Origin of the sequence: Cobetia sp. 1CM21F, assembly GCF_023161745.1 — a bacterium.
GTDB classification, from domain to species: domain Bacteria; phylum Pseudomonadota; class Gammaproteobacteria; order Pseudomonadales; family Halomonadaceae; genus Cobetia; species Cobetia amphilecti.
On the sequence record NZ_JALNTQ010000005.1, the window covers coordinates 69,620 to 92,872 of the forward strand.

At 63.4% G+C, this 23,253-nt stretch carries 17 protein-coding genes and 1 pseudogene; 15 read left to right on the top strand and 3 right to left on the bottom strand.

Translation table 11 applies throughout. The features are described from left to right. Positions 1-54: 54 nt before the first annotated feature. From bamA to tilS, 10 genes and pseudogenes are all read left to right on the top strand, one after another. Positions 55-2,391 carry an outer membrane protein assembly factor BamA gene (gene bamA / locus MSG32_RS15080; RefSeq protein WP_248380522.1) on the top strand — a complete coding sequence of 779 codons (2,337 nt, stop codon included), beginning with the start codon at positions 55-57 and terminating at the stop codon, positions 2,389-2,391. A 145-nt stretch (positions 2,392-2,536) separates the two neighbouring features. After that, entirely contained in the window at positions 2,537-3,049 is a 513-nt protein-coding gene (locus MSG32_RS15085; RefSeq protein ID WP_043333014.1) for an OmpH family outer membrane protein, read from the top strand. 92 nt (positions 3,050-3,141) lie between these two features. Next, positions 3,142-4,179 carry a UDP-3-O-(3-hydroxymyristoyl)glucosamine N-acyltransferase gene (lpxD, locus tag MSG32_RS15090; RefSeq protein ID WP_248380524.1) on the top strand — a complete coding sequence of 346 codons (1,038 nt, stop codon included), beginning with the start codon at positions 3,142-3,144 and terminating at the stop codon, positions 4,177-4,179. Positions 4,180-4,372: 193 nt separating this feature from the next. Continuing rightward, positions 4,373-4,816, top strand: a complete 444-nt coding sequence (gene fabZ / locus MSG32_RS15095) for a 3-hydroxyacyl-ACP dehydratase FabZ (RefSeq protein ID WP_043333010.1) — start codon at positions 4,373-4,375, stop codon at positions 4,814-4,816. Further along, entirely contained in the window at positions 4,813-5,580 is a 768-nt protein-coding gene (gene lpxA / locus MSG32_RS15100) for an acyl-ACP--UDP-N-acetylglucosamine O-acyltransferase (protein WP_043333008.1), read from the top strand. The genes fabZ and lpxA overlap by 4 nt, the downstream gene beginning before the upstream one ends. A 2-nt stretch (positions 5,581-5,582) precedes the next feature. Next, positions 5,583-6,734 (top strand): lipid-A-disaccharide synthase, encoded by a 1,152-nt coding sequence (gene lpxB / locus MSG32_RS15105; protein WP_248380526.1) that lies wholly within the window; start codon positions 5,583-5,585, stop codon positions 6,732-6,734. A gap of 101 nt (positions 6,735-6,835) precedes the next feature. Continuing rightward, positions 6,836-7,480 (top strand): annotated as a pseudogene (gene rnhB / locus MSG32_RS15110) (ribonuclease HII); the annotation flags it as partial. Between the two features lie 350 nt (positions 7,481-7,830). After that, entirely contained in the window at positions 7,831-11,331 is a 3,501-nt protein-coding gene (gene dnaE / locus MSG32_RS15115; protein WP_054556522.1) for a DNA polymerase III subunit alpha, read from the top strand. A gap of 276 nt (positions 11,332-11,607) precedes the next feature. Then, on the top strand, positions 11,608-12,561 hold the full coding sequence (gene accA / locus MSG32_RS15120; RefSeq protein WP_043333001.1) for an acetyl-CoA carboxylase carboxyl transferase subunit alpha: 954 nt from the start codon (positions 11,608-11,610) through the stop codon (positions 12,559-12,561). Between the two features lie 159 nt (positions 12,562-12,720). After that, positions 12,721-14,253 (top strand): tRNA lysidine(34) synthetase TilS, encoded by a 1,533-nt coding sequence (tilS, locus tag MSG32_RS15125; protein WP_248380528.1) that lies wholly within the window; start codon positions 12,721-12,723, stop codon positions 14,251-14,253. A gap of 41 nt (positions 14,254-14,294) precedes the next feature. On the opposite strand, the gene ppx is transcribed toward tilS, so the two are convergent. After that, a complete protein-coding gene (gene ppx, locus MSG32_RS15130; protein ID WP_215824645.1) occupies positions 14,295-15,779 on the bottom strand; it encodes an exopolyphosphatase in 1,485 nt (494 codons plus the stop codon). 481 nt (positions 15,780-16,260) lie between these two features. Here ppx and trxA point away from each other — a divergent pair, with 481 nt between their 5' ends. The 5 genes from trxA to folM all read left to right on the top strand — a co-directional run bounded on the left by trxA (position 16,261) and on the right by folM (position 21,732). After that, on the top strand, positions 16,261-16,587 hold the full coding sequence (trxA, locus tag MSG32_RS15135; RefSeq protein WP_043332999.1) for a thioredoxin: 327 nt from the start codon (positions 16,261-16,263) through the stop codon (positions 16,585-16,587). 596 nt (positions 16,588-17,183) lie between these two features. Continuing rightward, positions 17,184-18,443, top strand: a complete 1,260-nt coding sequence (rho, locus tag MSG32_RS15140; protein WP_043332997.1) for a transcription termination factor Rho — start codon at positions 17,184-17,186, stop codon at positions 18,441-18,443. Between the two features lie 171 nt (positions 18,444-18,614). Further along, positions 18,615-20,084, top strand: coding sequence for a 4-hydroxy-3-polyprenylbenzoate decarboxylase (gene ubiD, locus MSG32_RS15145; protein ID WP_054556519.1), 1,470 nt, complete (start codon positions 18,615-18,617; stop codon positions 20,082-20,084). An 86-nt stretch (positions 20,085-20,170) separates the two neighbouring features. Then, positions 20,171-20,965, top strand: coding sequence for an FAD-binding oxidoreductase (locus MSG32_RS15150; RefSeq protein ID WP_043332993.1), 795 nt, complete (start codon positions 20,171-20,173; stop codon positions 20,963-20,965). Positions 20,966-21,018: 53 nt separating this feature from the next. After that, complete coding sequence (gene folM, locus MSG32_RS15155) at positions 21,019-21,732, top strand: dihydromonapterin reductase (protein WP_248380530.1); 714 nt, start codon at positions 21,019-21,021, stop codon at positions 21,730-21,732. Positions 21,733-21,886: 154 nt separating this feature from the next. Here the strand turns inward: folM and MSG32_RS15160 are convergent, their stop codons facing one another. Further along, entirely contained in the window at positions 21,887-22,597 is a 711-nt protein-coding gene (locus tag MSG32_RS15160) for an anti-sigma factor (RefSeq protein ID WP_107335921.1), read from the bottom strand. Further along, entirely contained in the window at positions 22,576-23,130 is a 555-nt protein-coding gene (locus MSG32_RS15165; RefSeq protein ID WP_043332989.1) for a sigma-70 family RNA polymerase sigma factor, read from the bottom strand. Before MSG32_RS15165 ends, MSG32_RS15160 begins: the two co-directional genes overlap by 22 nt. Positions 23,131-23,253 lie beyond the last annotated feature (123 nt).

The following is a 23,253-nucleotide window of genomic DNA, read 5'->3' on the forward strand; positions in this document are numbered from 1 at the left end:
TATAAGGTGCCTGTTCACCCAAGCGGGCGGAATCCAGAGAAGCGAAGCGACTGCATGAAACTCAAGACCATTGGATTGGCAGCTGCGCTGCTCGGGGCCAGTCAGGGCGCCTTGGCCGCATCTTTTAAAATTTCGGACATCCGGGTAGAGGGCCTCCAGCGCGTGTCTGCGGGCACCGTGTTCAACGCCTTCCCCGTCTCCGCGGATCAGAATGTGGAAGAAGAGGACCTGTCCTCGGCTGCGCGTCAGCTGTTCGATACGGGCCTGTTCGACGACATCCGCCTCAAGCGTGATGGCGATGTCCTGATCATCGATGTGGTCGAGCGTCCGACGATCTCCAAGATCGAGATTGACGGCAACTCGCAGATTCCCGACGAAGACCTGCGCAAGGGCCTCAAGGAAGCAGGGCTGGCCGAGGGTCAGGTTCTGCAGCGCTCCACGCTGGAAGAGATGCAGCGTGAGCTCGAGCGTGTCTACCAGGCTCAGGGCCGCTACAGCGCGCGTATCGAGACCTCCGTCGAGGAGCTCGAGCGCAACCGCGTACAGGTCAACATCGACGTCAAGGAAGGCGCGATCGCCAAGATTCATCAGATCAACATCGTCGGCAACGATGCCTTCGATGACGAGACCCTGCGCGAACAGCTGGAGCTGGAAGACAAGCCGAGCTGGTTCTTCGGCTGGTTCTCCGATGATGAATACTCGCGTGAGAAGCTGACCGGCGATATCGAGACCCTCAAGTCCTGGTATCTCGATCGCGGTTACGTCAACTTCCAGGTGCGCTCGACCCAGGTGTCCATCTCGCCGGACAAGTCCGAGATCTTCGTCACCATCAACGTCGATGAAGGCAAGCCGTACAAGATCGGCAACATCGGCTTTGCCGGTGACCTGAAGATGAAGGAAGAGCGCGCCCGCGATCTGGTCAAGCTCGCCCCGGATGCTCTCTATTCCCAGCGTGATGTGACCGCTTCCAGCGAGGCGCTGCGCCAGGCACTGGGTGCCGACGGCTTCGCCTTCGCCAAGGTCAACGCGGTGCCGGAGGTCAATGAAGAGAGCGATACCGTCGATCTGACCTTCGCGGTCGACCCCGGCAAGCGCGCCTACGTGCGTCGCATCAACTTCAAGGGCAACACCACTACTGCAGACGAAGTGCTGCGTCGTGAGATGACCCAGCTGGAAGGTGCACCGGCCTCCACCGACAAGATCAAGCAGTCCAAGCAGAAGCTTGAGCGCCTCGGCTTCTTCAAGCAGGTCGATGTCGACACGCGTCCTGTCGCCGGCGAGCCGGACCAGCTGGACGTCAACTACAGCGTCGAGGAGCAGCCGTCGGGCTCGATCTCGGCGTCGGTCGGTTTCTCCCAGGGTGACGGTGTCATCTACGGGGTGGGCCTGTCGCAGAAGAACTTCCTGGGCACCGGTAACGAAGTCAACATCAACGCCCAGAAGTCGGATGACTACACCAACGTCAGCTTCGGCTATACCGACCCGTACTGGACGCTGGATGGCATCTCGCGCGGCTACAACATGTTCTACCGCAAGGTGGACTACGACGATGATGACGACGTCGCCAGCTACGCGACCGACAGCTTCGGTGGCGGGATCAACTTCGGTTACCCGATCAACGAGCTGTCACGTCTGAACTTCGGCGGCGGTTACGAGTTCGTGCGCGTCAAGGACTTCGACGACAGCCCGGCGGAGGTCACGCAGTTCATCGAGGATGAAGGCGAAGACTTCAATCTCTACAAGCTGACGGCCAGCTGGTCTCGCAACAACCTCAATCGTGGCATCCTGCCCACGGCGGGCAGCTCTCAGCTGCTGTCGCTGGAAGTGGCGGTGCCGGGCTCCGATGCGGATTACTACAAGCTCCGCTACAAGGGATCCAAGTTCTTCGAGCTGAGTCAGGACTGGTCACTCAAGTTCCGTACCGAGCTGGGCTATGCCAACTCGTTCTCCGGCGATACCTATCCGTTCTTCAAGAACTTCTATGCCGGTGGTCTGGGCAGCGTGCGTGGCTACAGCTCCAATACCCTGGGGCAGGCCACCACCGAACAGAACGATGGTGACGACGATACCATCGGCGGCAACATCCTGATCGAAGGTGGGGTGGACCTGATCTTCCCGATGCCCTTCATCAAGGACAAGCGCTCGGTGCAGCCGTCGTTCTTCGTCGATGCCGGTAACACCTATCTGACGTCGTGCTACGACGTGAGCTCCAGTGACACCAGCAGCTGTGAAAGCGGTGTCGATCTGGGCGAGCTGAATTACAGTGCCGGTATCGGCCTGTCGTGGATCACGCCGGTAGGCCCGCTGACCTTCAGTGTCGCCCAGCCGATCGGTGACGATGACGACGATGACACCGAGATCTTCCAGTTCTCGCTGGGCCAGACCTTCTAAGGCCGTACGAGGCCGCACCCGCTTGAGCCGGTGCGGCCTTCGTCACGACCACCGGCGGCGCTGTCCCTGTTCCGTCGCCGGTCCTCGCACCGTCGGTCACTGAGTCATCAGTGACTGAACAACAGGCCTACAAGGAGTTTGTGTGATGCGTAAATTGACCCGCGCCCTGTGTCTGGCTGGTGGCCTTGCCGCCATGGCGACTCCGATGCTGGCACAGGCCACCGAAGTCGCGGTCCTCGACTGGCGCCAGGCGCTGTTGAGTTCCGACTCGGCCAAGATTTCCATGAACCAGCTCAAGAATCAGCTGGCCGGCAAGCAGGACCAGGCCAAGGCACTCGCCAAGGAACTGGAATCCCTGCAGGCCAAGCTGCAGAAGGACGGCGCCGTGATGTCCGATTCCGAGCGTCAGTCCGTGCAGCAGCAGCTGCGCCAGAAGGGCGGCCAGTTCCAGCAGCTGCGTGGCCAGGTCCAGCAGCAGCAGCAACAGGCGGAGCAGACCTTCCTCAAGCAGTCCAAGCCGAAGCTCGACAAGGCCATCCAGCAGGTCGTCGACAAGCATGGCATCGAGCTGCTGGTCGACCGCAATGCGACGGTCTACAGCAAGGACGGTATGGACCTGACCAATGAAGTGACTCAGGTGTTCAACTCGCTCAACTGAGTGCATCCCGCGCGCGCAAGCGTGCGGGATGTGTTGCATCCGAGCATGCCAACGCGAATGCGAGCCAGAGGCGCTCAGCGCCCAGAGACAGAATGAAAAAGCGACAATTCTCTTACACTCTCGAGGATCTGGCTCAGCGGCTGGGCGCTCGTCTCGTCGGTGACCCGGCTGTCCGGGTCACCGGCCTGTCGACGCTGGTCGATGCTGAGCCCGGCGATATCGCCTTCCTCGCCAATCGCGCCTACCTCAAGTATCTCGGGGAAACCGCCGCGACTGCCGTGCTGCTGCATGAAAGCCATCTTGAAGAGTGCAAGGGCAATGCCCTCGTGCTGGACAATCCGTATCTGGCCTACGCTGAGCTGTCGCGTCTATTCGATCCGCTGGCGGTCGAGCCTCAGGCGAGCGTGCACGCCAGTGCCGTCATCGACGAGACCGCAACCCTGGGGACCAATGTCGAGGTCGGCCCGCAGGTCGTGATCGGTCCGGGCGTCAGCATCGGCGACAACACGCGCATTCACGCGGGTTGCGTGATCGGGGCTGACAGCGTGCTGGGTGAGGGCTGTCTGCTGCATCCCAATGTCACGCTCTATCATGGTGTGGTGATCGGGGCGCGCGCGGTACTCCACAGCAGCTGCGTGATCGGTGCCGATGGCTTCGGCTTCGCCCACGATGGCAAGGGCTGGCACAAGATCGCCCAGCTCGGCGGCGTGCTGATCGGCGATGATGTCGAAGTCGGCAGCTGCACCAGCATCGATCGTGGTGCGCTCGGTGACACCATCATCGGCAATGACGTCAAGATCGACTCCCAGGTCCAGATCGCGCACAACGTGCAGATCGGTGACCACTCGGCGCTGGCGGGCTGTGTCGGCATCGCCGGCTCCACCAAGGTCGGTCGCTACTGTCTGATGGGCGGCGGCGTGGGTCTGGCGGGGCACCTGGAGATCGCCGATGGCGTGCAGGTAACCGGCATGAGTCTGGTGACCAACTCCATCACCAAGCCGGGCGTCTATTCCTCCGGCACTGGCGCGATGGACAACGGCCTGTGGCGCAGAAATGCCGTACGTTTCAAGCAGTTGGATCAGTTGGCGCGACGCTTGAATCAGGTCGAGAAGAGTTTGAAGGACAAGTAGTACTGCAAGCCCGGGTAGTACCTGTCCAGAGCAGAGTCTCGCACCTGCTTGGCGCACTGTCGGGCAATGAGCGGCTGCCAGCCACGCGCAAGGACGCTATAATGCGCGCCATTGCCCGAACGGCGGTCCGGACCGTCATTACATGCCTGCCCGCGAGCGGCAGGCATTTCGTTATTTCAGAGGTTGCAAGCCAATGGTTATGGACGTCAACGAGATCCGTGAGTATCTCCCGCACCGCTATCCTTTCCTGCTGATCGATCGTGTCATGGACCTGACCCTTGGCGAGTTCATCGTCGCGCGCAAGAACGTCAGCATCAATGAGCCGTTCTTCAATGGTCACTTCCCGGAGCACCCGATCATGCCGGGCGTTCTGATCGTGGAAGCCATGGCTCAGGCGGCGGGTATTCTCGGCTTCAAGACCGTCGACAAACGTCCCGCCGATGGCTACATCTATTATCTCGTCGGAAGCGACAATGTGCGCTTCAAGCGCCCGGTGATGCCGGGTGACCAGCTCGAGATCAGCGCCCGCGTGCTGCGCGAGAAGCGTGGCATCTGGAAATTCGCCTGTCAGGCCAAGGTCGACGGCGATCTGGTCTGCGAGGCCGAAATCATCTGTGCCGAGAGGAAGGTCGCTTGATACATCCTACTGCCATTGTCGATCCCGGCGCCCGCCTGGCCGATGATGTCGAGGTCGGCCCGTTCTGCGTGATCGGGGCTGATGTCGAGATCGGCGCTGGCACGGTGGTGGGGCCGCATGTCGTCATCAAGGGCACCACCGTCATCGGTGAGCGCAACCGTATCTTCCAGTTCGCGTCAGTGGGCGAGGACTGTCAGGACAAGAAGTACGCCGGTGAGCCGACACGTCTGGAAATCGGGGATGACAACGTCATCCGCGAGGGCGTGACCCTGCATCGCGGCACCGTCCAGGATGCCAGCCTCACGCGTATCGGCAGTCGCAACCTGTTCATGGCCTACTCGCATGTCGGCCATGACTGCATCATCGGTGACGACTGCATCATGGCCAATCAGGCGACGCTGGGTGGCCATGTCCATCTCGGCAACCATGTCATTCTGGGTGGCCTGTCGGCGGTGCATCAGTTCTGCCATATCGGCGAACATGCCATGGCGGGTGGCGGCTCCATCATCACCAAGGACATCGCGGCCTTCGTGATGGTCAATGGCCATCCGGCGGAAGCGCATGGCCTCAACAGCGTCGGCCTCAAGCGTCGTGGCTTCAGTCGCGAGACCATCTCCGCGCTGAACACGGCCTACAAGACGGTCTTCCGTCAGGGCCTGACGCTGGCCCAGGCCCTCGAGCAGCTGGAAGCCGAGCCGCCGCTGGCCGAGCGCGATGTCTTCATCGCCTCGCTCAAGGCGTCCACTCGCGGTCTGACTCGCTGAGCATGCGCATCTACCTGGTAGCCGGGGAGCTCTCCGGTGACATCCTCGGTGCCAGCCTGATGCGCGCGCTCAAGGCGCGCTATCCCGATGTCGAGTTCCGTGGCATCGGCGGCCCGCGCATGCAGGCCGAAGGCTTCGACAGCCTCTACCCGCTGGAAACCCTGTCGGTGATGGGGCTGGTCGAGGTGCTCAAGCATCTGCCGGCGCTGATCAAGGTGCGTCGCCATCTGTTGCGCGACGCCCTTGAGTGGCAGCCCGACGTGATGATCGGCATCGATGCCCCGGACTTCAATCTGGGGCTCGAGCTGCGCCTGCGCAAACGCGGCATCACCACCGCGCACTACGTCAGCCCCTCCGTGTGGGCCTGGCGTCAGGGGCGCGTGAAGACCATTCGCCGCGCCGTCGATCGCATGCTGACCTTCCTGCCCTTCGAGGCCGCCTTCTATCGTGAGCATCAGGTGCCGGTGACCTTCGTCGGCCATCCGCTGGCCGATGAGTTGCCGCTCGAGGATGATCGCGCTGCTGCCCGTGGGCAGTTGGGGATCGACCCGGAAGTGCAGCTGCTGGCGGTATTGCCGGGCTCCCGCGCCAACGAGATCCGCTTTCTCGGCGAGACCTTCCTGGCCGCCATCGAGCGTCTCTGTCAGCGTTACCCCGGCCTTGAGGTGGTGATCCCGGCGGCCACGCCGCTGCGGCGCACCGAGCTCGAGTCCCTGATGGCGGAGCGCGCAGGGCTGGATCGCAGTCGCATCCATCTGGTGGATGGCCAATCGCGTGAAGCGATGACCGCCGCCGATGCCGTGCTGCTGGCTTCCGGCACCGCGGCGCTCGAGTGTCTGCTCTGTCATCGCCCGATGGTGGTGGCCTATCGCATGGCCCCGATGACGCATCGCATCGCGCGGCATATGGTCAAGACCGAGTGGATTTCCCTGCCCAATCTGATCGCCCGCGAGACGCTGGTGCCGGAGCTGATCCAGGACGCCGCCACGCCGGAGTCCATCGAGGAAAGCCTTGCGCCATTGCTGTCGCGTGCCGCCGGTGACGTCGCCCGCCAACGAGAACTGCGTGAGCGTTTCACCGCCATGCATCGTGAACTGACCTGTGATGCCAGCGCCGCGGCCGCCATCGCCATCGGTGAACTGGCCGGACGCTGATCCCGCGTGTCGCCGCCAGACATTGCACTACCCTTGATTGAATCACCTCGACAGGCAGATCGCATTGGCGCTCTGCCTGTTGTCTTACGCCTCGAGATATCATGACCGACTCTGCCGACAGCCACGCCACCACGCCTTCTGCGCGCAAGCGTAAACCCGCCGATGATTTCCCGCCGCTGGTGATTCCCTATCAGGGGCAGTTGCTGGCCGGTATCGACGAGGTCGGGCGTGGGCCGCTGGTCGGCCCGGTGGTGGCGGCAGCGGTGATTCTGGACCCGAATGACCCCATCGAGGGCATCACGGACTCCAAGAAGCTCAGCGAGAAGAAGCGTCTGGCCCTCTACGAGCAGATTCGGGCCCGTGCCTGGGCGTGGGCGATCGCCGAGGCCACCAGCGACGAGATCGATGAGCTGAACATCTATCAGGCCACGCACCTGGCCATGCGGCGCGCCATCGATGCACTGGGCGTGCGCCCGGAATACCTGCTGGTGGATGGCAATCGCCTGCCGGGGCACGAGATTCCCGGCATGGCGGTGGTGAAGGGCGACCTGCGCCACGCCGCCATCGGCGCGGCCTCGATTCTGGCCAAGGTGCATCGCGACGCCCAGATGGCGGCGCTGGATTCACGCTTCCCCGCCTATGGCTTCGCGCGTCACAAGGGCTACCCGACCCGCGAGCATCAGGCCGCCATCGAGGAACATGGCATCCTCACCCTGCATCGCAAGAGCTTCGGGCCGGTCAAGCGGCTGTTCATGTCGGGGCACGTGCCACAGGCCGTGCCGCCGGACGCGCTGATCGCGCTTCCGGCCCCGGAGCCGAGCGAGGCAAGCGAGGCGAGCCAGCAGCCCACGGCAAAAAAGCCGCCAGCCGTGGTCTGACTGATGCCAGTGAGACCACGGCATCCCCGTCAGTCGAGCCTGCCCGGGTGGATGCTGCGCCTTCAGATGCCATGCCTTCAGGCGATGGCGCTAACAGGCTATCCTTGAAGCCCGAGCCCGAGCCTTCAGTCTCGCAGCCGCCGGCGGCACCCGCAGCGACGACAGCACCCGCCGCAACCGAATCCTTCACCGTCACGCCGACTTCACGAGCCGATTCCATGACCACGCCCTTTGTTCACCTGCGCGTTCACACCGAGTTCTCCCTCGTCGATGGTCTGCCCGGCGTCAAGCCGCTGATCAAGGCGACCGCCGCGGCGGGCCAGCCGGCTGTCGCGGTGACTGACGAGGCCAACCTGTTCGGGCTGGTCAAGTTCTACTCCAATGCGCGCGCTGCCGGCATCAAGCCGATCATCGGGGCCGACATGTGGCTGATCAATCCCCAGGATGCCACGCGCCCGTATCGCCTCACGCTGCTGGCGATGAACGACACCGGCTATCGCAACCTCACCGAGCTGATCTCGCGCGGCTGGACCGATGGCCAGAAGCAGGACCGTGCCTACCTCGAGAAACAGTGGATCTTCGAGCAGGCCGAGGGCCTGATCGTGCTGTCCGGTGGCCGTGAAGGCGAGATCGGCCGTCATCTGCTGTCGGACCACGAAGACAGCGCCCGGGCGCTGCTCGGTGAATGGAAGGCGGTGTTCGGGGATCGCTTCTATCTGGAGCTGACCCGCACCCAGCGTCAGTACGAGGAAGAGTGTCTGCACCTGTCGGTGGCGCTGGCCGAGGCCACCGATACGCCGGTGGTCGCCACCAATGATGTGCGCTTTCTCAAGCGGGAGGACTACTGGGCCCACGAGACGCGCGTCTCCATCGGCGAAGGCAAGGCGCTGGATGACCCGCGGCGCGAGACCCGCTACAGCGATGAGCAGTACCTGAAGAGCGCCGAGGAGATGAGCGAGCTGTTCTCCGACATTCCCGAAGCGCTCGAGAACAGTGTGCTGATCGCGGCGCGCTGCTCGGTGACCGTGCAGCTGGGCACCTACTTCCTGCCCGAGTTCCCGGTGCCGGAAGGCATGACGATGGACCAGTTCTTCCGCAAGGTCTCGCATGATGGCCTGACGGAGCGCCTCGACAAGCTGTATCCCCACGCCAGGCATCCGCGCGACAGCGAGGCCTGGGCCGAGATCGAGCAGCGCTATCGCACGCGGCTGGATTTCGAGCTCGACATCATCCTGCAGATGGGCTTCCCCGGTTACTTCCTGATCGTCATGGACTTCATCCAGTGGGGCAAGGACAACGGCGTGCCGGTCGGCCCGGGGCGTGGTTCCGGTGCCGGCTCGCTGGTGGCCTACGCCCAGAAGATCACCGATCTGGACCCGCTGGAATATGACCTGCTGTTCGAGCGCTTCCTGAACCCGGAACGTGTCTCGATGCCCGACTTTGACGTCGATTTCTGCATGGAGAAGCGTGACCGCGTGATCGATTACGTGGCCGAGCGCTACGGGCGCAATGCGGTCTCGCAGATCGTCACCTTCGGCACCATGGCCGCCAAGGCCGTGGTGCGTGACGTGGCGCGTGCCCAGGGCAAGCCCTATTCGCTGGGTGACAAGCTCTCCAAGCTGATTCCCTTCGAGGTCGGCATCACGCTCGAGAAGGCCATCGAGCAGGAGCCGCAGCTCAAGGAATTCATCGACAACGACGAGGAAGCCCAGGAAATCTGGGAGATGGCGCTCAAGCTCGAGGGCACCACGCGCGGCACCGGCAAGCACGCCGGGGGCGTGGTGATCGCACCGACCAAGCTGACCGACTTCGCGCCGCTGCTGTGTGATGAGGACGGCAGCGGTCTGGTGGTCCAGTTCGACAAGAACGACGTCGAGGAGGCCGGGCTGGTCAAGTTCGACTTCCTGGGTCTGCGCACCCTGACCATCATCGACTGGGCGACCGAGATGGTCGACAAGATCCGTGAGCGGGAAGGGCTGGCGCCGCTGGATATCGATGATATCCCGCTGGATGACGCCAAGACCTTCGACATGCTGCAGAAGGCGGAGACGACGGCCGTCTTCCAGCTGGAATCCCGCGGCATGAAGGAGCTGATCAAGAAGCTCAAGCCCGACTGCCTGGAAGACATGATCGCCCTGGTGGCCCTGTTCCGTCCCGGCCCGCTGCAGTCCGGCATGGTGGATGACTTCATCAACCGCAAGCACGGCCGTTCCGAAGTGTCTTATCCACACCCGGATTACCAGCATGAGCTGCTCAAGCCGGTACTGGAGCCGACCTACGGCATCATCCTGTACCAGGAGCAGGTCATGCAGATCGCGCAGGTGCTGGCCGGCTATACGCTGGGTCAGGCCGACATGCTGCGCCGCGCGATGGGCAAGAAGAAGCCGGAAGAGATGGCCAAGCAGCGCGCCGGCTTCATGGAAGGGTGTGCGGGCAAGGGCATCGACAAGGACCTGGCCGGCAACATCTTCGACCTGGTGGAGAAATTCGCCGGTTACGGCTTCAACAAGTCGCACTCGGCGGCCTATGGTCTCGTCTCCTATCAGACCGGCTGGCTGAAGGCGCACTATCCGGGGCCGTTCATGGCCGCGGTGATCTCGACCGAGATGCAGACCATCGAGAAGGTGGTGCCGCTGATCGAGGAGTGCCGTCATATCGGTCTGACGGTCACGCCGCCGGATGTGAACATCGGCGGCTACAAGTTCACCGTCGACCTGGAAGGGCGCGTCGTCTACGGCCTGGGCGCCATCCGTGGCGTCGGCGAGGGCCCGATCGATGCCATCGTCAGCGCGCGCGCCGAGGGTGGCCCGTTCAGCGACATCTTCGACTTCTGCAAGCGCATCGACGCCAAGAAGATCAACAAGCGCACCCTGGAAGCGCTGATCCGCTCCGGCGCGCTGGACAACATCGGCCCGTCGCGTGCGGTGCTGATGCTGGCGGTGGAGGATGCGCTCAAGGCCGCCTCCCAGAATCACGCCAACAACGATGTCGGCATTACCGACATGTTCGGCGACGCCTTCAGCGAGCCGGAAACCGATGTCTACGCCGGCTATCGCAAGGCCCGCGAGTGGACCGACAAGGAGCGCCTCACCGGCGAGAAGGACACGCTGGGGCTCTATCTGACCGGCCATCCCATCGATGAGTATGAGGGTGAGCTCAAGCGCTTCATCAATGCGCGCATCAGTGACCTCAAGCCGTCGCGTGAGCCGCAGCGCATCGCCGGGCTGGTGATCGCCATGCGCACCATGAAGTCCAAGCGGGGCGACACCATGGCCTTCGTGACCCTGGATGACCGCACCGGGCGCATCGAGGCCTCGATGTTCGGTGAGCTCTATGATCAGGTGCGCAACAAGCTGGTGCCTGACAGCGTGGTGATCGTCGAGGGCGAGGTCAGCCAGGATGATTACTCCGGTGGCCTGCGTCTGCGCGGCAAGGACGTCACGCCGATCATCGATGCGCGGGCGCGCTTCGGTGAGGCGGTCGAGATGAGCATCGCCGCCGAGGACATCGGCGGTCGCTTCACCCAGCAGCTGACCACCTTGCTGACGCCGCATCTGGCCAGCGAAGGCCTGCCGATGCGCCTGCGTTATCGCAATGCCGCGGCGGAGGCCTGGCTGGAGCTGGGCGAGCAATGGCGCGTTGCGCCCAGTGACGAGTTGTTGATTCAGCTGGGTGAGGTGGAAGGCCAGCGCGGTGTGCGCCTCAAGTACCGTGACTGAGGTGCTGGCCCGCAGGATGGTGCCTGCCTCGCCAAGCGGCGGGGCAGGCGCAGCACCGAGATGAGCGGCGTGGGCGCAGAGTTAATCCACGCCTAACAGGCGGGCAAGGTTTGCACCTGTCGAACAGGGTGCGATAATGCCTGTCCATCTTTTCCGTACCCAATTCCATGCCGACTGTGACCGCCGCGAGCCACAGATCGCCTGAGCGTGTGCTCAGGGGGAGTGACCCGGCCGACTCGCTTTCCTGGCTGCCCGAGACGACGAACGAAACGCCTTATGAATCCCAATTATCTGGACTTTGAACAGCCGATCGCCGAGCTGCAGGCCAAGATCGAGGAACTCCGTCTGGTCGGTAACGACTCCCAGGTCAACCTGTCTGACGAGATCGCTCGCCTGCAGGAAAAGAGCACCAAGCTCACCGAGTCCATCTTCAAGGACCTCGGCGCCTGGCAGGTATCTCAGCTGGCACGTCACCCGCAGCGCCCGTATACCCTCGACTACCTCGAGAATCTGTTCACGGATTTCGATGAGCTGCACGGCGACCGCCACTACGCGGACGACGAAGCGCTGGTCGGCGGTATCGCGCGTCTCGACGACAAGCCGGTGATGGTGATCGGTCACCAGAAAGGCCGCGACGTGAAGGAAAAGGTGCGTCGCAACTTCGGCATGCCGCGTCCGGAAGGCTACCGCAAGGCCTGCCGTCTGATGGAAATGGCCGAGCGTTTCAAGATGCCGATCCTGACCTTCATCGACACCCCGGGCGCCTATCCGGGCATCGGTGCCGAGGAGCGCGGTCAGTCCGAGGCCATCGCCTACAACCTGGCGGTGATGTCACGTCTGAAGACGCCGATCATCTCCACCGTCATCGGTGAGGGTGGTTCCGGCGGCGCACTGGCCATCGGCGTGTGTGACGAGCTGAACATGCTGCAGTACTCCACCTACTCGGTGATCTCGCCGGAAGGCTGCGCCTCCATCCTGTGGAAGAGCGCCGAGCGTGCCGCCGACGCCGCTGATGCGATGGGCATCACGGCCTCGCGCCTCAAGGAGCTGGGCTTCGTCGACAACCTGATCAAGGAGCCGCTGGGTGGCGCGCATCGCAACCCGCAGTCCGCTGCCGACAGCATCAAGGCTGCGCTGGGCGAAGGTCTGGAGCGTCTTGGCGCCCTGGATACCGATGCCCTGCTGGAGCGTCGTTACCAGCGCCTGATGAGCTACGGCGCCCCGGCATGATCCCGGTGCCTCTCGCGTGATGCGCGATCGGCTCATGCCCGCGTGACCAGGACGCCTCCGGATTCTTCCGGGGGCGTTCTTGCGTTCAGGGTCGGCGCTTTCTTCTCCACTTCCTTTTCTCCACCACTTCCTTCATCCGCTTCGCGTCAGGAGCCCGACATGTCTCTGTCCCCCTCACTGGTTTCGCTGTGCCTGCGCGCTCAACCGCTGAGCGAGATGGCGGAGTCGCGGGCACTCGTCGCCGTGCGCGAGGCGCTCGAGGCCAGCGATGCCAGGCGCACGGTGTGGATCGCGCTCTCGGGCGGGCTGGATTCGGTAATGCTGGCGCGGCTGGCGGCTCGCGCGGTCAAGGACTGCCCGCGCCGACTGCGGCTGGTGCATGTGCATCACGGCCTGCAGGCAGCCAACGATGATTTCGAGCAGCTGGCGCGCAGGCTGGCCTCGCGTCTCGGGCTACCGCTTAGCGTGCGTCATCTGGCGCTGGCGGAGACAGCACTCAAGTCGCGAGGACTGGAGGCGGCAGCGCGCGAAGGGCGGCTGGCGGCACTGAGCGCCTGTCTGGCGGCGGGAGATAGCCTGTGGCTGGCGCAGCATCAGGATGATCAGGCCGAGACGCTGTTGCTCAACGCGCTGCGTGGCAGTGGCGGGCGCGGGCTGGCGGCCATGCCGCCTGAGCGGGCGCTGGCCGTGGGCGAGGCGCCTCTCGGGCAAGACCAGCTCGCCCATGAGCGGGCACGACTACTCCGGCCGCTGTTGGGCATCCCGCGCCATGAAATCCTGACATTGGCGAGCCAGCAGGGCTTGCAGGCCGGGCACGACTGGTGCGAAGACCCCAGCAATGTCGATCAGCAGTTTGATCGCAACTACTTGCGACACAGTGTCGTGCCGCTGCTGCAGGCGCGCTGGCCGCAGGCCGTGGCCAGCCTGGCGCGTTCGGCGCAGCAGTTGCAGGAAGAGCAGTCACTGCTTGATGAGCTGGCGGCCGAGCTGTTGGCGAAGGTTCAGGTGTCAGGCGCGGAGCGCCTGGCTCAGAGACAAGGACAGGAGCAGGGGCAGGGTCTGAATCAGAGACTTATTCAGGGCCTGGATCAGGGGCGGGCGCAAGAGACGCAGCTGTCACTGGCGGAGCTGGCAGGCTTGAGTGAGTCACGTCAGCGGTTGGTCCTGCGCCATCTATGCCAGTCGCGTGGCTGGCCGGTGCCGCCGCGGGGGCGCTTGATGAGCCTACAGCAGTTGATCGCCACGCCGCCCGACTCGGTGGCCGAGGTGCACTGGGCCAATGCCGAATATGCCGTCAGCGTGCGCGCGTGGCGCGGCCAGCTGTGGTGGCAGGTGTCAGATACCGTTATTGAGCAGGGTGTGCGTCATCGACAAGGCGATACCGGCTATGCGAGAAGTGGTCGCCAACCCGGCGGGACGCCTTCCTGTGAGTGGGATGCTGAGGCGCGCAAGGCATGGCGGGCGCTGGGAAGGGATGAGCAGCATGTTGCCTTCACATCGCGTCAGCCGGGAGATGTACTGCGAGTGGCAGGGCGGGGGCGGCGCGATATCAAGCGTTTGCTGCAGGAAGCCGACATCCCGCCGTGGCAGCGTGACCAGTTGCGTGTGGCACGCATGCACGACGGGACAGTCGCGGGGCTGTGGCACCCCTCGCGGGGCTGGTGGCTACTGGCCGCACTCAAAAAGCAGTGAGGCCAGCGGGCGATCTCGCCGGTGTCTTGCGCAGTGCTCGCTCAGGCATCGGCCAGTGTCAGCGTCATGCCGGCGGCTTTCTGCAGCTCGCTTTCCTGACTGAGGTCATCGTTGATCAGGCTGTGATCGCGATATTCCTCGGTCAGGTTGAGCGTCAGGTCGTCGCCTTCGGCGCTGAGGTGCATGCCGAGCACCGGCGCTTCCGAGCGTGAATGGTTGAGCATCACTGCCATGCGCAGCAGGCGTGCCAGACGCGCCAGACGCGGTTGCTGCGGCTCCGGCAGCGCCGCCAGTTCATTCTTGGGGAACTTGCGACGGTGGGCGCGGACCAGGAAGGCCAGCGCGCGCTGTTCCGGACGCGAGAAGCCGAGCAGGTCGGAATGCTCGAGCAGGTAGGCGCCATGGCGATGGAACTGGCTGTGGGAAATCGCCTGGCCGACTTCGTGGAGGTCAGCGGCCCAGCTCAGCAGCTGACGTGACGTCGCCCCCAGCGCCCAGTCGCCGGCGACCTGATCGAACAGCTGCAGGGCGGTGTCGCGCACATTGCTGGCGTGGCGGGTATCGATGCCGTAACGACGCTGCAGCGACTCGATGGCTGACAGACGCGAATCCTCCGGCGTGTTGCGCCCGATCAGATCGAACAGCACGCCTTCACGCAGCGCGCCGTCGGAGTAGCGCATCTGCTCCAGTCCCAGTGCCTCGAAGACGCCGCACAGGATGGCGATGCCCGCCGGGAAGACAGTGGCGCGATCGCTCTTCAGGCCCGGCAGACTGACCTTGTCGAGGCGCTTGAACTCCAATAGCGCCGCGCGCAGCTTGTGCAGTCCCTCACGTGTGACCACGCCATGCGGGGCCCAGCCGTGCGCTTCCAGCACGTTGGCGGCGGCCTTGATGGTGCCGGAGGAGCCGACCGGGTCATCCCAGCCCATCTCGCGATAGGTGCGCTGGATGCTGGCCAGTTCCGAGCGTGCGGCCAGCTCGGCGCGGCGCATGCGCTTCTCGCTGATCTCGCCGTCCTGGAAGAAGGCCTTGGTATAGGCGACGCAGCCCATGTGCAGGCTTTCCAGCAGCTGGGGCTCGAACTGCTCGCCGATGATGAACTCGGTGGAACCGCCGCCGATATCGACGATCAGGCGCTTGCCGTGCACATCGGCCAGCGCATGCGCCGCGCCCAGATAGATGAGGCGGGCTTCTTCGCGCCCGGCGATGATCTCGATGGGATGCCCCAACAGAGCCTCGGCACGCTCGATCAGTTCTTCACTGTTATGCGCGGCGCGCAGGGCGTTGGTGCCCACGACCCGCAGATGGTCGGCCTCGATGCCATCGATGAAGGGCGCGAACTGGGCGAGGCAGTTGAGGGCGCGCTCCATGGCTTCCTCGCTGAGCATGCCGTCTTCGTCCAGCCCTGCCGCCAGCTGGACCTTCTCACCCTGCTTGGCCACGACCTGCAATTGCCCCGCCTGGTGGTTGGCCAGCAACAGGTGGAAGCTGTTGGAACCCAGATCGATGGCGGCCAGCTTCAGCAGCGGGGCCTCATTGCCGGCGCTGCCTTCATCAGAGGCGGTGGGTTGCGGGTGCTGGGAGGGTGCTGATTCACTCAAGGGCGGAGTCCTTTACGGCGGGTCATTCATGGCAGGCATCATGCACTGCCTCCTTCACGCCAACTCCTGCGACGGCTTCCTTGCGTAGCGACCATGGCGCAATGAAGTTGTCGTGAGCGTGGGCGGCCACCGGGCGCGAGCCTGCTGCGGGAAGATGACGCTGGCAGCAGGTCGCGGCGGCGACTCTCGCAAGATTGCGGCGACTGGCCAGAGGTGTCAAACCGGTGGCACACACGGCGCCACCACCACGAGGGGCTGGCGGCACATTCAGCGCATGGGGCATGCTATTCTAGCGGCGTGATATGACAGAACGACGAAGTCGCGGGTCATCATCACGCACAATGAGTCGCAAGCCATCACGCAGCACAATCAGCAAGACCAACCGGGTCTGGGAGATAACGTCGCGATGAGCGAACGTGTGGTACCGATTGCAGAAAGGGACTTCGAATCCGTGGTGCTGGAGAGCGAGCATCCGGTGCTGGTGGATTTCTGGGCTTCCTGGTGCGGGCCGTGCAAGAGCGTGGCACCGACGCTGGAATCCCTGGCCGAGGAATACGAAGGGCAGCTCAAGATCGTAAAGGTCGATGTCGATGAAGCCCCTGAACTCGCCGCCCGCTTCGGCGTGCGCGGTGTGCCGACATTGATGCTGTTTGTGGGCGGCAATGTCGAAGCCAGCAAGGTGGGCGCCATGCCGCGCGCGCAGCTGGCAGCCTTTCTGGATGCCAATCTGTGAGTCGGGCCTTGCCGCCGCCGGGTGCCTTGAGCCGTCAGTGAAAGCGCCACGTCAGCGGCGGCTATCGTAGCGCTGGCTGGCCGGTGGTGAGCGCTTCAGGCAGCGCCGGGTGCGCCACCAGGCCGCCGGGGCTTGCGTTCAGGGGCCGGCTTGACTACCATCGAGGCGTTCGCCTGATTACACGCTCTCTGATTGCGTCATGTCGACCGTCCCACGGTCCCCCAGTTGTCAGCCAGCCCTCTGGTAATGCTGCCCGCGACACGCCGGCCAGCCACCAGGCGATTCATACCGCTAGATTCCATATCGAGAAGACTTTTCTGTCAGGAAGCATGACGCTCCGTGTCCCTTCGACCGGTCCGTCGTCGCTGGACATCCGTAGCTCGACACTCCGTTGCTGAATTCGTAGTTCGGCCGTGGTGAGTGATCTTTCCTGAACTTTTGGCACCTGTCTTCATCCAGCTCAGGCGCTTGCCTCCGGGAATGCTGTCGAGTTCTGTCTGCACCTTTGCAGTGCCGGTCCTTGCCTTCTGCCCGTCTTCTCGATTCCCTTCTTATCTATCAGCCCTGCTGACCTGAGCCACGTTCAAACAAAGCCGATGAATCTTACCCAACTCAAGCAAAATACTGTCCCCGAACTGCTGGAACTTGCCCAGACGATGGGCATCGATAATCTGGCACGTTCGCGCAAGCAGGACATCATCTTCGCCATCCTCAAGAAGCACGCGAAAAGCGGTGAGGACATCTACGGCGACGGCGTTCTGGAAATCCTGCAGGACGGCTTCGGCTTCCTTCGAAGTGCAGACTCTTCCTACCTCGCGGGTCCTGATGACATCTACGTTTCACCGTCCCAGATCCGTCGCTTCAATCTGCGCAAGGGCGACACCATCTCCGGCAAGATTCGTCCGCCGAAGGAAGGGGAGCGTTACTTCGCGCTGCTCAAGGTCAATCAGATCAACTTTGACCGCCCCGAGAATGCCAAGCACAAGATCCTGTTCGAGAACCTGACGCCGCTGTTCCCCCAGTCGCGTCTGCTGATGGAAATCGGCAACGGTTCCACCGAAGACATCACCTCGCGCATCCTTGATCTGACCGCGCCGATCGGCAAGGGCCAGCGTGGCCTGATCGTCTCGCCGCCCAAGGCGGGCAAGACGATGATGCTGCAGAACATCGCCGCCTCCATCACGCGCAACAACCCCGAATGCCACCTCATCGTGCTGCTGATCGATGAGCGTCCCGAGGAAGTCACCGAGATGTCGCGCACCGTGCGTGGCGAAGTCGTGGCCTCCACCTTCGATGAGCCGCCGGCCCGTCACGTCCAGGTCGCCGAGATGGTGATCGAGAAGGCCAAGCGTCTGGTCGAGCACAAGAAGGATGTCGTCATCCTGCTCGATTCCGTGACCCGTCTGGCGCGTGCCTACAACACCGTGGTGCCGTCCTCTGGCAAGGTGCTGACCGGTGGTGTCGACGCTCACGCGCTCGAGAAGCCGAAGCGCTTCTTCGGTGCCGCGCGTAACATCGAAGAAGGCGGCAGCCTGACCATCCTCGCCACGGCGCTGGTCGATACCGGTTCCAAGATGGACGAAGTCATCTTCGAGGAATTCAAGGGCACCGGTAACATGGAAGCTCACCTCGACCGCAAGCTGGCCGAGCGTCGCGTCTTCCCGGCCCTCAACATCCGTCGCTCCGGCACGCGTCGTGAAGACCTGATCGCGTCCGAGGATGAAATGCAGCGCATGTGGATCCTGCGCAAGCTGCTCAACCCGATGGAAGATGTGGCAGCCACCGAGTTCCTGATCGATCGCCTGAAAGATACCAAGACCAATCTCGAGTTCTTCGAGGCCATGAAGCGCCGCTGATCGATACTTGGCCCAGCCGGCTGGCTGGCCATGCTCTCGACAGGTGCTTGCCATGTGCTTGCCAGGACGCCCACTTCCCGCCCGGGAAGTGGGCGTCTTGCGTTGCTGACCTGCCGAGTGCCGGCTGGCAATGGTATGCTCGGGACTTGATCAAGCCGAGCGGAAACTCCCATGCAGTATCGAGACTTACGCGATTTCATCGCGGCGCTGGAAGAGAAGGGCGAACTCAAGCGCATTCGTGCCGAGGTGGACCCCTATCTGGAGATGACCGAGATCTGCGATCGCACCCTGAAGGCGGGTGGTCCGGCGTTGCTGTTCGAGAACGTCAAGGGCCACAGCATGCCGGTGCTGGGCAATCTGTTCGGCACGCCGCGGCGCGTGGCGCTGGGCATGGGGCAGGAATCCGTCGAGGCGCTGCGCGAAGTCGGCGAGCTGCTGGCCTTCCTCAAGGAGCCTGAGCCGCCCAAGGGCTTCCGGGATGCCTGGGACAAGCTGCCGATCTTCAAGCAGGTGATGAGCATGGGGCCGAAGAAGGTCAAGCGTGCGCCCTGTCAGGAGATCGTGCTGGAAGGGGATGATGTCGATCTCGACATGATTCCGATCCAGCACTGCTGGCCCGGGGATGCCGCGCCGTTGGTGACCTGGCCGCTGGTGATCACGCGCGGTCCGCACAAGGAGCGCCAGAACCTCGGCATCTATCGTCAGCAGAAGCTCGGCAAGAATCGCCTGATCATGCGCTGGCTGGCACACCGTGGCGGCGCACTGGACTTCCGCGAGTGGCAGAAGGCCCATCCGGGCGAGCCCTTCCCGGTCGCGGTGGCACTGGGTGCCGATCCGGCCACCATCCTCGGCGCTGTCACGCCGGTGCCGGATTCACTCTCCGAGTATGCCTTTGCCGGTCTGCTGCGCGGCTCGCGCACCGAGTTGGTCAAATGCGGCCTGTCGGATCTCGAAGTCCCGGCCAGCGCCGAGATCATCCTGGAAGGTTATCTGTATCCGGATGACGTGGCACCGGAAGGCCCCTACGGCGATCACACCGGCTATTACAACGAGGTGGAGACCTTCCCCGTCTTCACCATCGAGCGCATCACCCATCGGCGCGACCCGATCTATCACTCCACCTATACCGGGCGTCCGCCGGATGAGCCGGCGATTCTCGGCCTGGCGCTCAATGAAGTCTTCGTGCCGATTCTGCGCAAGCAGTTCCCGGAGATCGTCGACTTCTATCTGCCGCCGGAAGGCTGCTCCTACCGCATGGCGGTGGTGACGATGAAGAAGCAGTACCCCGGCCACGCCAAGCGCGTGATGATGGGGGTCTGGAGCTTCCTGCGTCAGTTCATGTACACCAAGTTCGTGATCGTGCTGGATGATGATGTCGATGCCCGCAAGTGGGAAGATGTCATCTGGGCCATCACCACGCGCATGGACCCGAGCCGTGATACCGTTCTGGTCGACAATACGCCGATCGATTATCTGGACTTCGCCTCGCCAACGGCGGGTCTTGGCTCCAAGATGGGCATGGACGCGACCAACAAGTGGCCCGGCGAGACGGACCGCGAGTGGGGCGAGCCCATCGTGATGAGCGAAGAGATCACATCCCGTGTCGATGAACGCTGGGACAGTCTGGGCATTCTGGACTGATTCCGCGACAGACCATCAACACCCATGCATTTACCCTGTCGTTGCGCGGCGCGCTGGCGGCAGGCATCAGATAACAAGAGGATACGATGACGGCGCGGACCCTGACCTGTCATGTCGAGAGTGTGGAAGATCTGACCCCGGACGTGTTTCGTGTGCGCTTCGCCGCACGTCCCGAGGCCCTGGCGCACGCGCCGGGCCAGTATCTCGAGATGAAGCTCGATGACACCACCTGGGTACCGTTCTCCATCGCCAATGCCGCCAGTGATGATGGCGTGCTCGAGCTGCATATCCAGCATTGGCCGGAGCGCAGCAATTCCGCGCGTCTGCGCAGCCTGCTGGTCGCGGCCAATCAACTAGAGCTGCGTCTGCCCAGTGGCGAGTGCGTGCTGGACCTCGACGACCCCAGCCCCATCGTGCTGATCTGTGCCGGCACCGGGTTCTCGCAGATGCACGCCATGCTGCAGGCGGCGTTTGCGCGTGGCCTGACCCAGCCCATCGAACTGTGGTGGGCGGCGCGCGAGCGACGTGATCTGTATCTGGAGAGTGCGGCGCTCAACTGGGCCGCCAGTCAGCCCAACTTCCGTTATTTCCCGGTGCTGGAAGAAGCGCCGGAAGTCGGTGATGCCCACCATCGCGCGCTGGAAGCGGCCGGTGTCGAGGCCGCTTTCAATGGCCATCTGGGGCGTATCGATGAGGCGCTGCGCAAGCACGCGGGCAGCATGGCGGGCAAGCGCGTCTATCTGTCCGGCTCGCCGGGCATGGTCTATGCCTGTGTCGATGCGCTGACGCCATTGGGGGTCGAGGCCAGCGCGCTGAGCTCCGATGTGTTCAGCTATGCGCCACGCGAGCCGCTGCTGGACCCGGCGCTGGTCTCTGCCTGAGGCAGCCTGACATTGCTTGAAGCCGCCTGACATTGCCTGAAGGAGTCGAGTGAATGAGTCAGTCTCCGATACTGATCACCGGTGGCGCCCAGCGTCTGGGGCGCTATTGTGCCGAGCGACTGATCGATGATGGTCATCCGGTCATCATCAGTTATCGACGCGAGCGGGAAGAGCTCGACGCCCTGCGCGCGCTGGGCATTCGCACCGTGCAGGCGGATTTCTCCAGCGAGGCAGGCATCCAGGCCTTCATCGCGGCGATTCGTGAGCTGACTCCGACATTGCGGGCCATCGTGCACAATGCCGGCGACTGGGCGCCGGATGGCGACGGCGAGGGGCAGGGCGAGCTGTTCGAGCACCTGTTCCGTGTCCACATGCAGGCGCCGTACCTGATCAATCTGGCGCTGCGCGATCTGCTGGAAGCCGGAGTCGAGACGCAGGCGGACATCGTCCACATGAGTGACTTCGTGGTCCAGAAGGGTTCGCGCAAGCATGCGGCCTACGCGGCCAGCAAGGCGGGACTCGAGAACCTGACCTTGTCGTTCGCGTCGATGTTCGCGCCACGCATACAGGTCAACACCATCGCGCCGGCGCTGATCATGCTGCGCCCGGGCGATGATGATGACTATGCCGAGCGTGCGCGTGCCAAGTCGTTGATGCAGCAGGTGCCCGGGCCCGGCGTCATCTGGCAGGCACTGCGCTATCTGCTGGATAGTCCCTATGTCACGGGCACGACCCTGCCGGTGGATGGTGGCCGCCACCTGCGCTGATAGCTTGCGTCAGTGGTCTTTAGGCCATCGCTTCTGGTATCCAAGACCTGACGCTCACGACACGACATTGGGCATATGAGCACCGCACTAAAAAGCCCCCGCTTCTCAGCGGGGGCTTTTTTCGTTGGCGCGACATCCTGCACCAGCGAAGCGCTTACAGGATATGGCGGCCTTCGACCGGCGTCAGCTGACCCTTCTTGAGGGTCGGCCCCATCTGGTTGCCGGAGGGGGCGCCCTGCGGACTTTCCAGCGTGATCACCAGGTCGCTGTCGGGGAAGGCGGCCAGATACTCCTTGGGCACCTCGACCTTCATGGTGCCGGAGTGCGGCAGGATGCCCAGTGACATCGGCTCCTTGCCATCCTTGGCCATCAGCCACAGCTCGCAGACCTTGCCGGGGGCCGGCGCTTCGGGCCTGACGGCCTGCACCATCATCTCGCCCGAATGGGAGGCGTTGACGATCCAGCCGGGGCTGCTGTCAGAGTTGTTGACCACGAACACGTAGTCGCTCTCCATGCCCGCGTTGTGCCCCAGGCTGAAGGTCAGGGTGACTGCCAGCGCCAGGCTGAACGCCGTGGCGGTCATACCCTGCCACAGGCCCAGGCGACGCCACCAGGGCTGACGGGCGGTGCCCGTCGCCTCGGCGATGCCTTGCCAGACATGGGCCGGTGGCGTGACGGGGGGAAGCTGTTCATTGAACACGTTGAGATGCTCGCGCCAGCGCTCCACATCACGTTGCAGGTCGTGGCTGACGGCCAGCAGTGACTCGAATGCCGCGCGCTCGTCGCGTGTCAATGTGCCGAGCGCATATTCGCCCGCTGCGGCTTCGCGCAGTTCCGGGTCGCTCAGATCAAATGACTCATGCATGTCTTCAACCTCTCGAGTCCACGACGGACCCAGCTCTTGACGGTGCCCAAGGGCTGGTCCAGTTGATTGGCCAGATCCTGGTGGGTGAGGCCTTCGAAGTAGGCCAGTTCCAGGGCGCGGCGTTGATCGTCATTCAGCTCGGCCAGGCACTGGTGGAGTTCACCACTGTGCTGGGCCAGGTCGACATCTGCCTCGATATCACTCCGCCCCGGCATGGCGGCGATCAATTCATCGCTGTCATGCTCGCTGGGTCGCTGTCGACGTATCCAGTCGATGGCGATGTTGCGGGTCATGGTGCCGAGCCAGGTCATCGGGCGGGCGCGGCCGGCGTCATACTGGGCGGCGGCGGCCCATACCCGGATGTAGACCTGCTGAAGACAATCCTGCGCGGATGCCTCATGTCTCAAGATACGCAGCAACTGAGCGTATAGATGCGCACTGGTTGCTCGATAGAGCTGATCCAGTGCCTTGGCATCCTGCCGGGCGCATCCCGACAGATACTCAATCAGTGCATCATTTCGGGAATCCTGCATGCATGCATTCCAAGCTGTGGGCGCGGTGTCAGGCACCGCTGGACGAATGCGTGTTGCCGATCATGTTGCTCGACAACCAAAGATTATACTGATGCCACTTCAGGCTGATAGCCCTTCTTTATG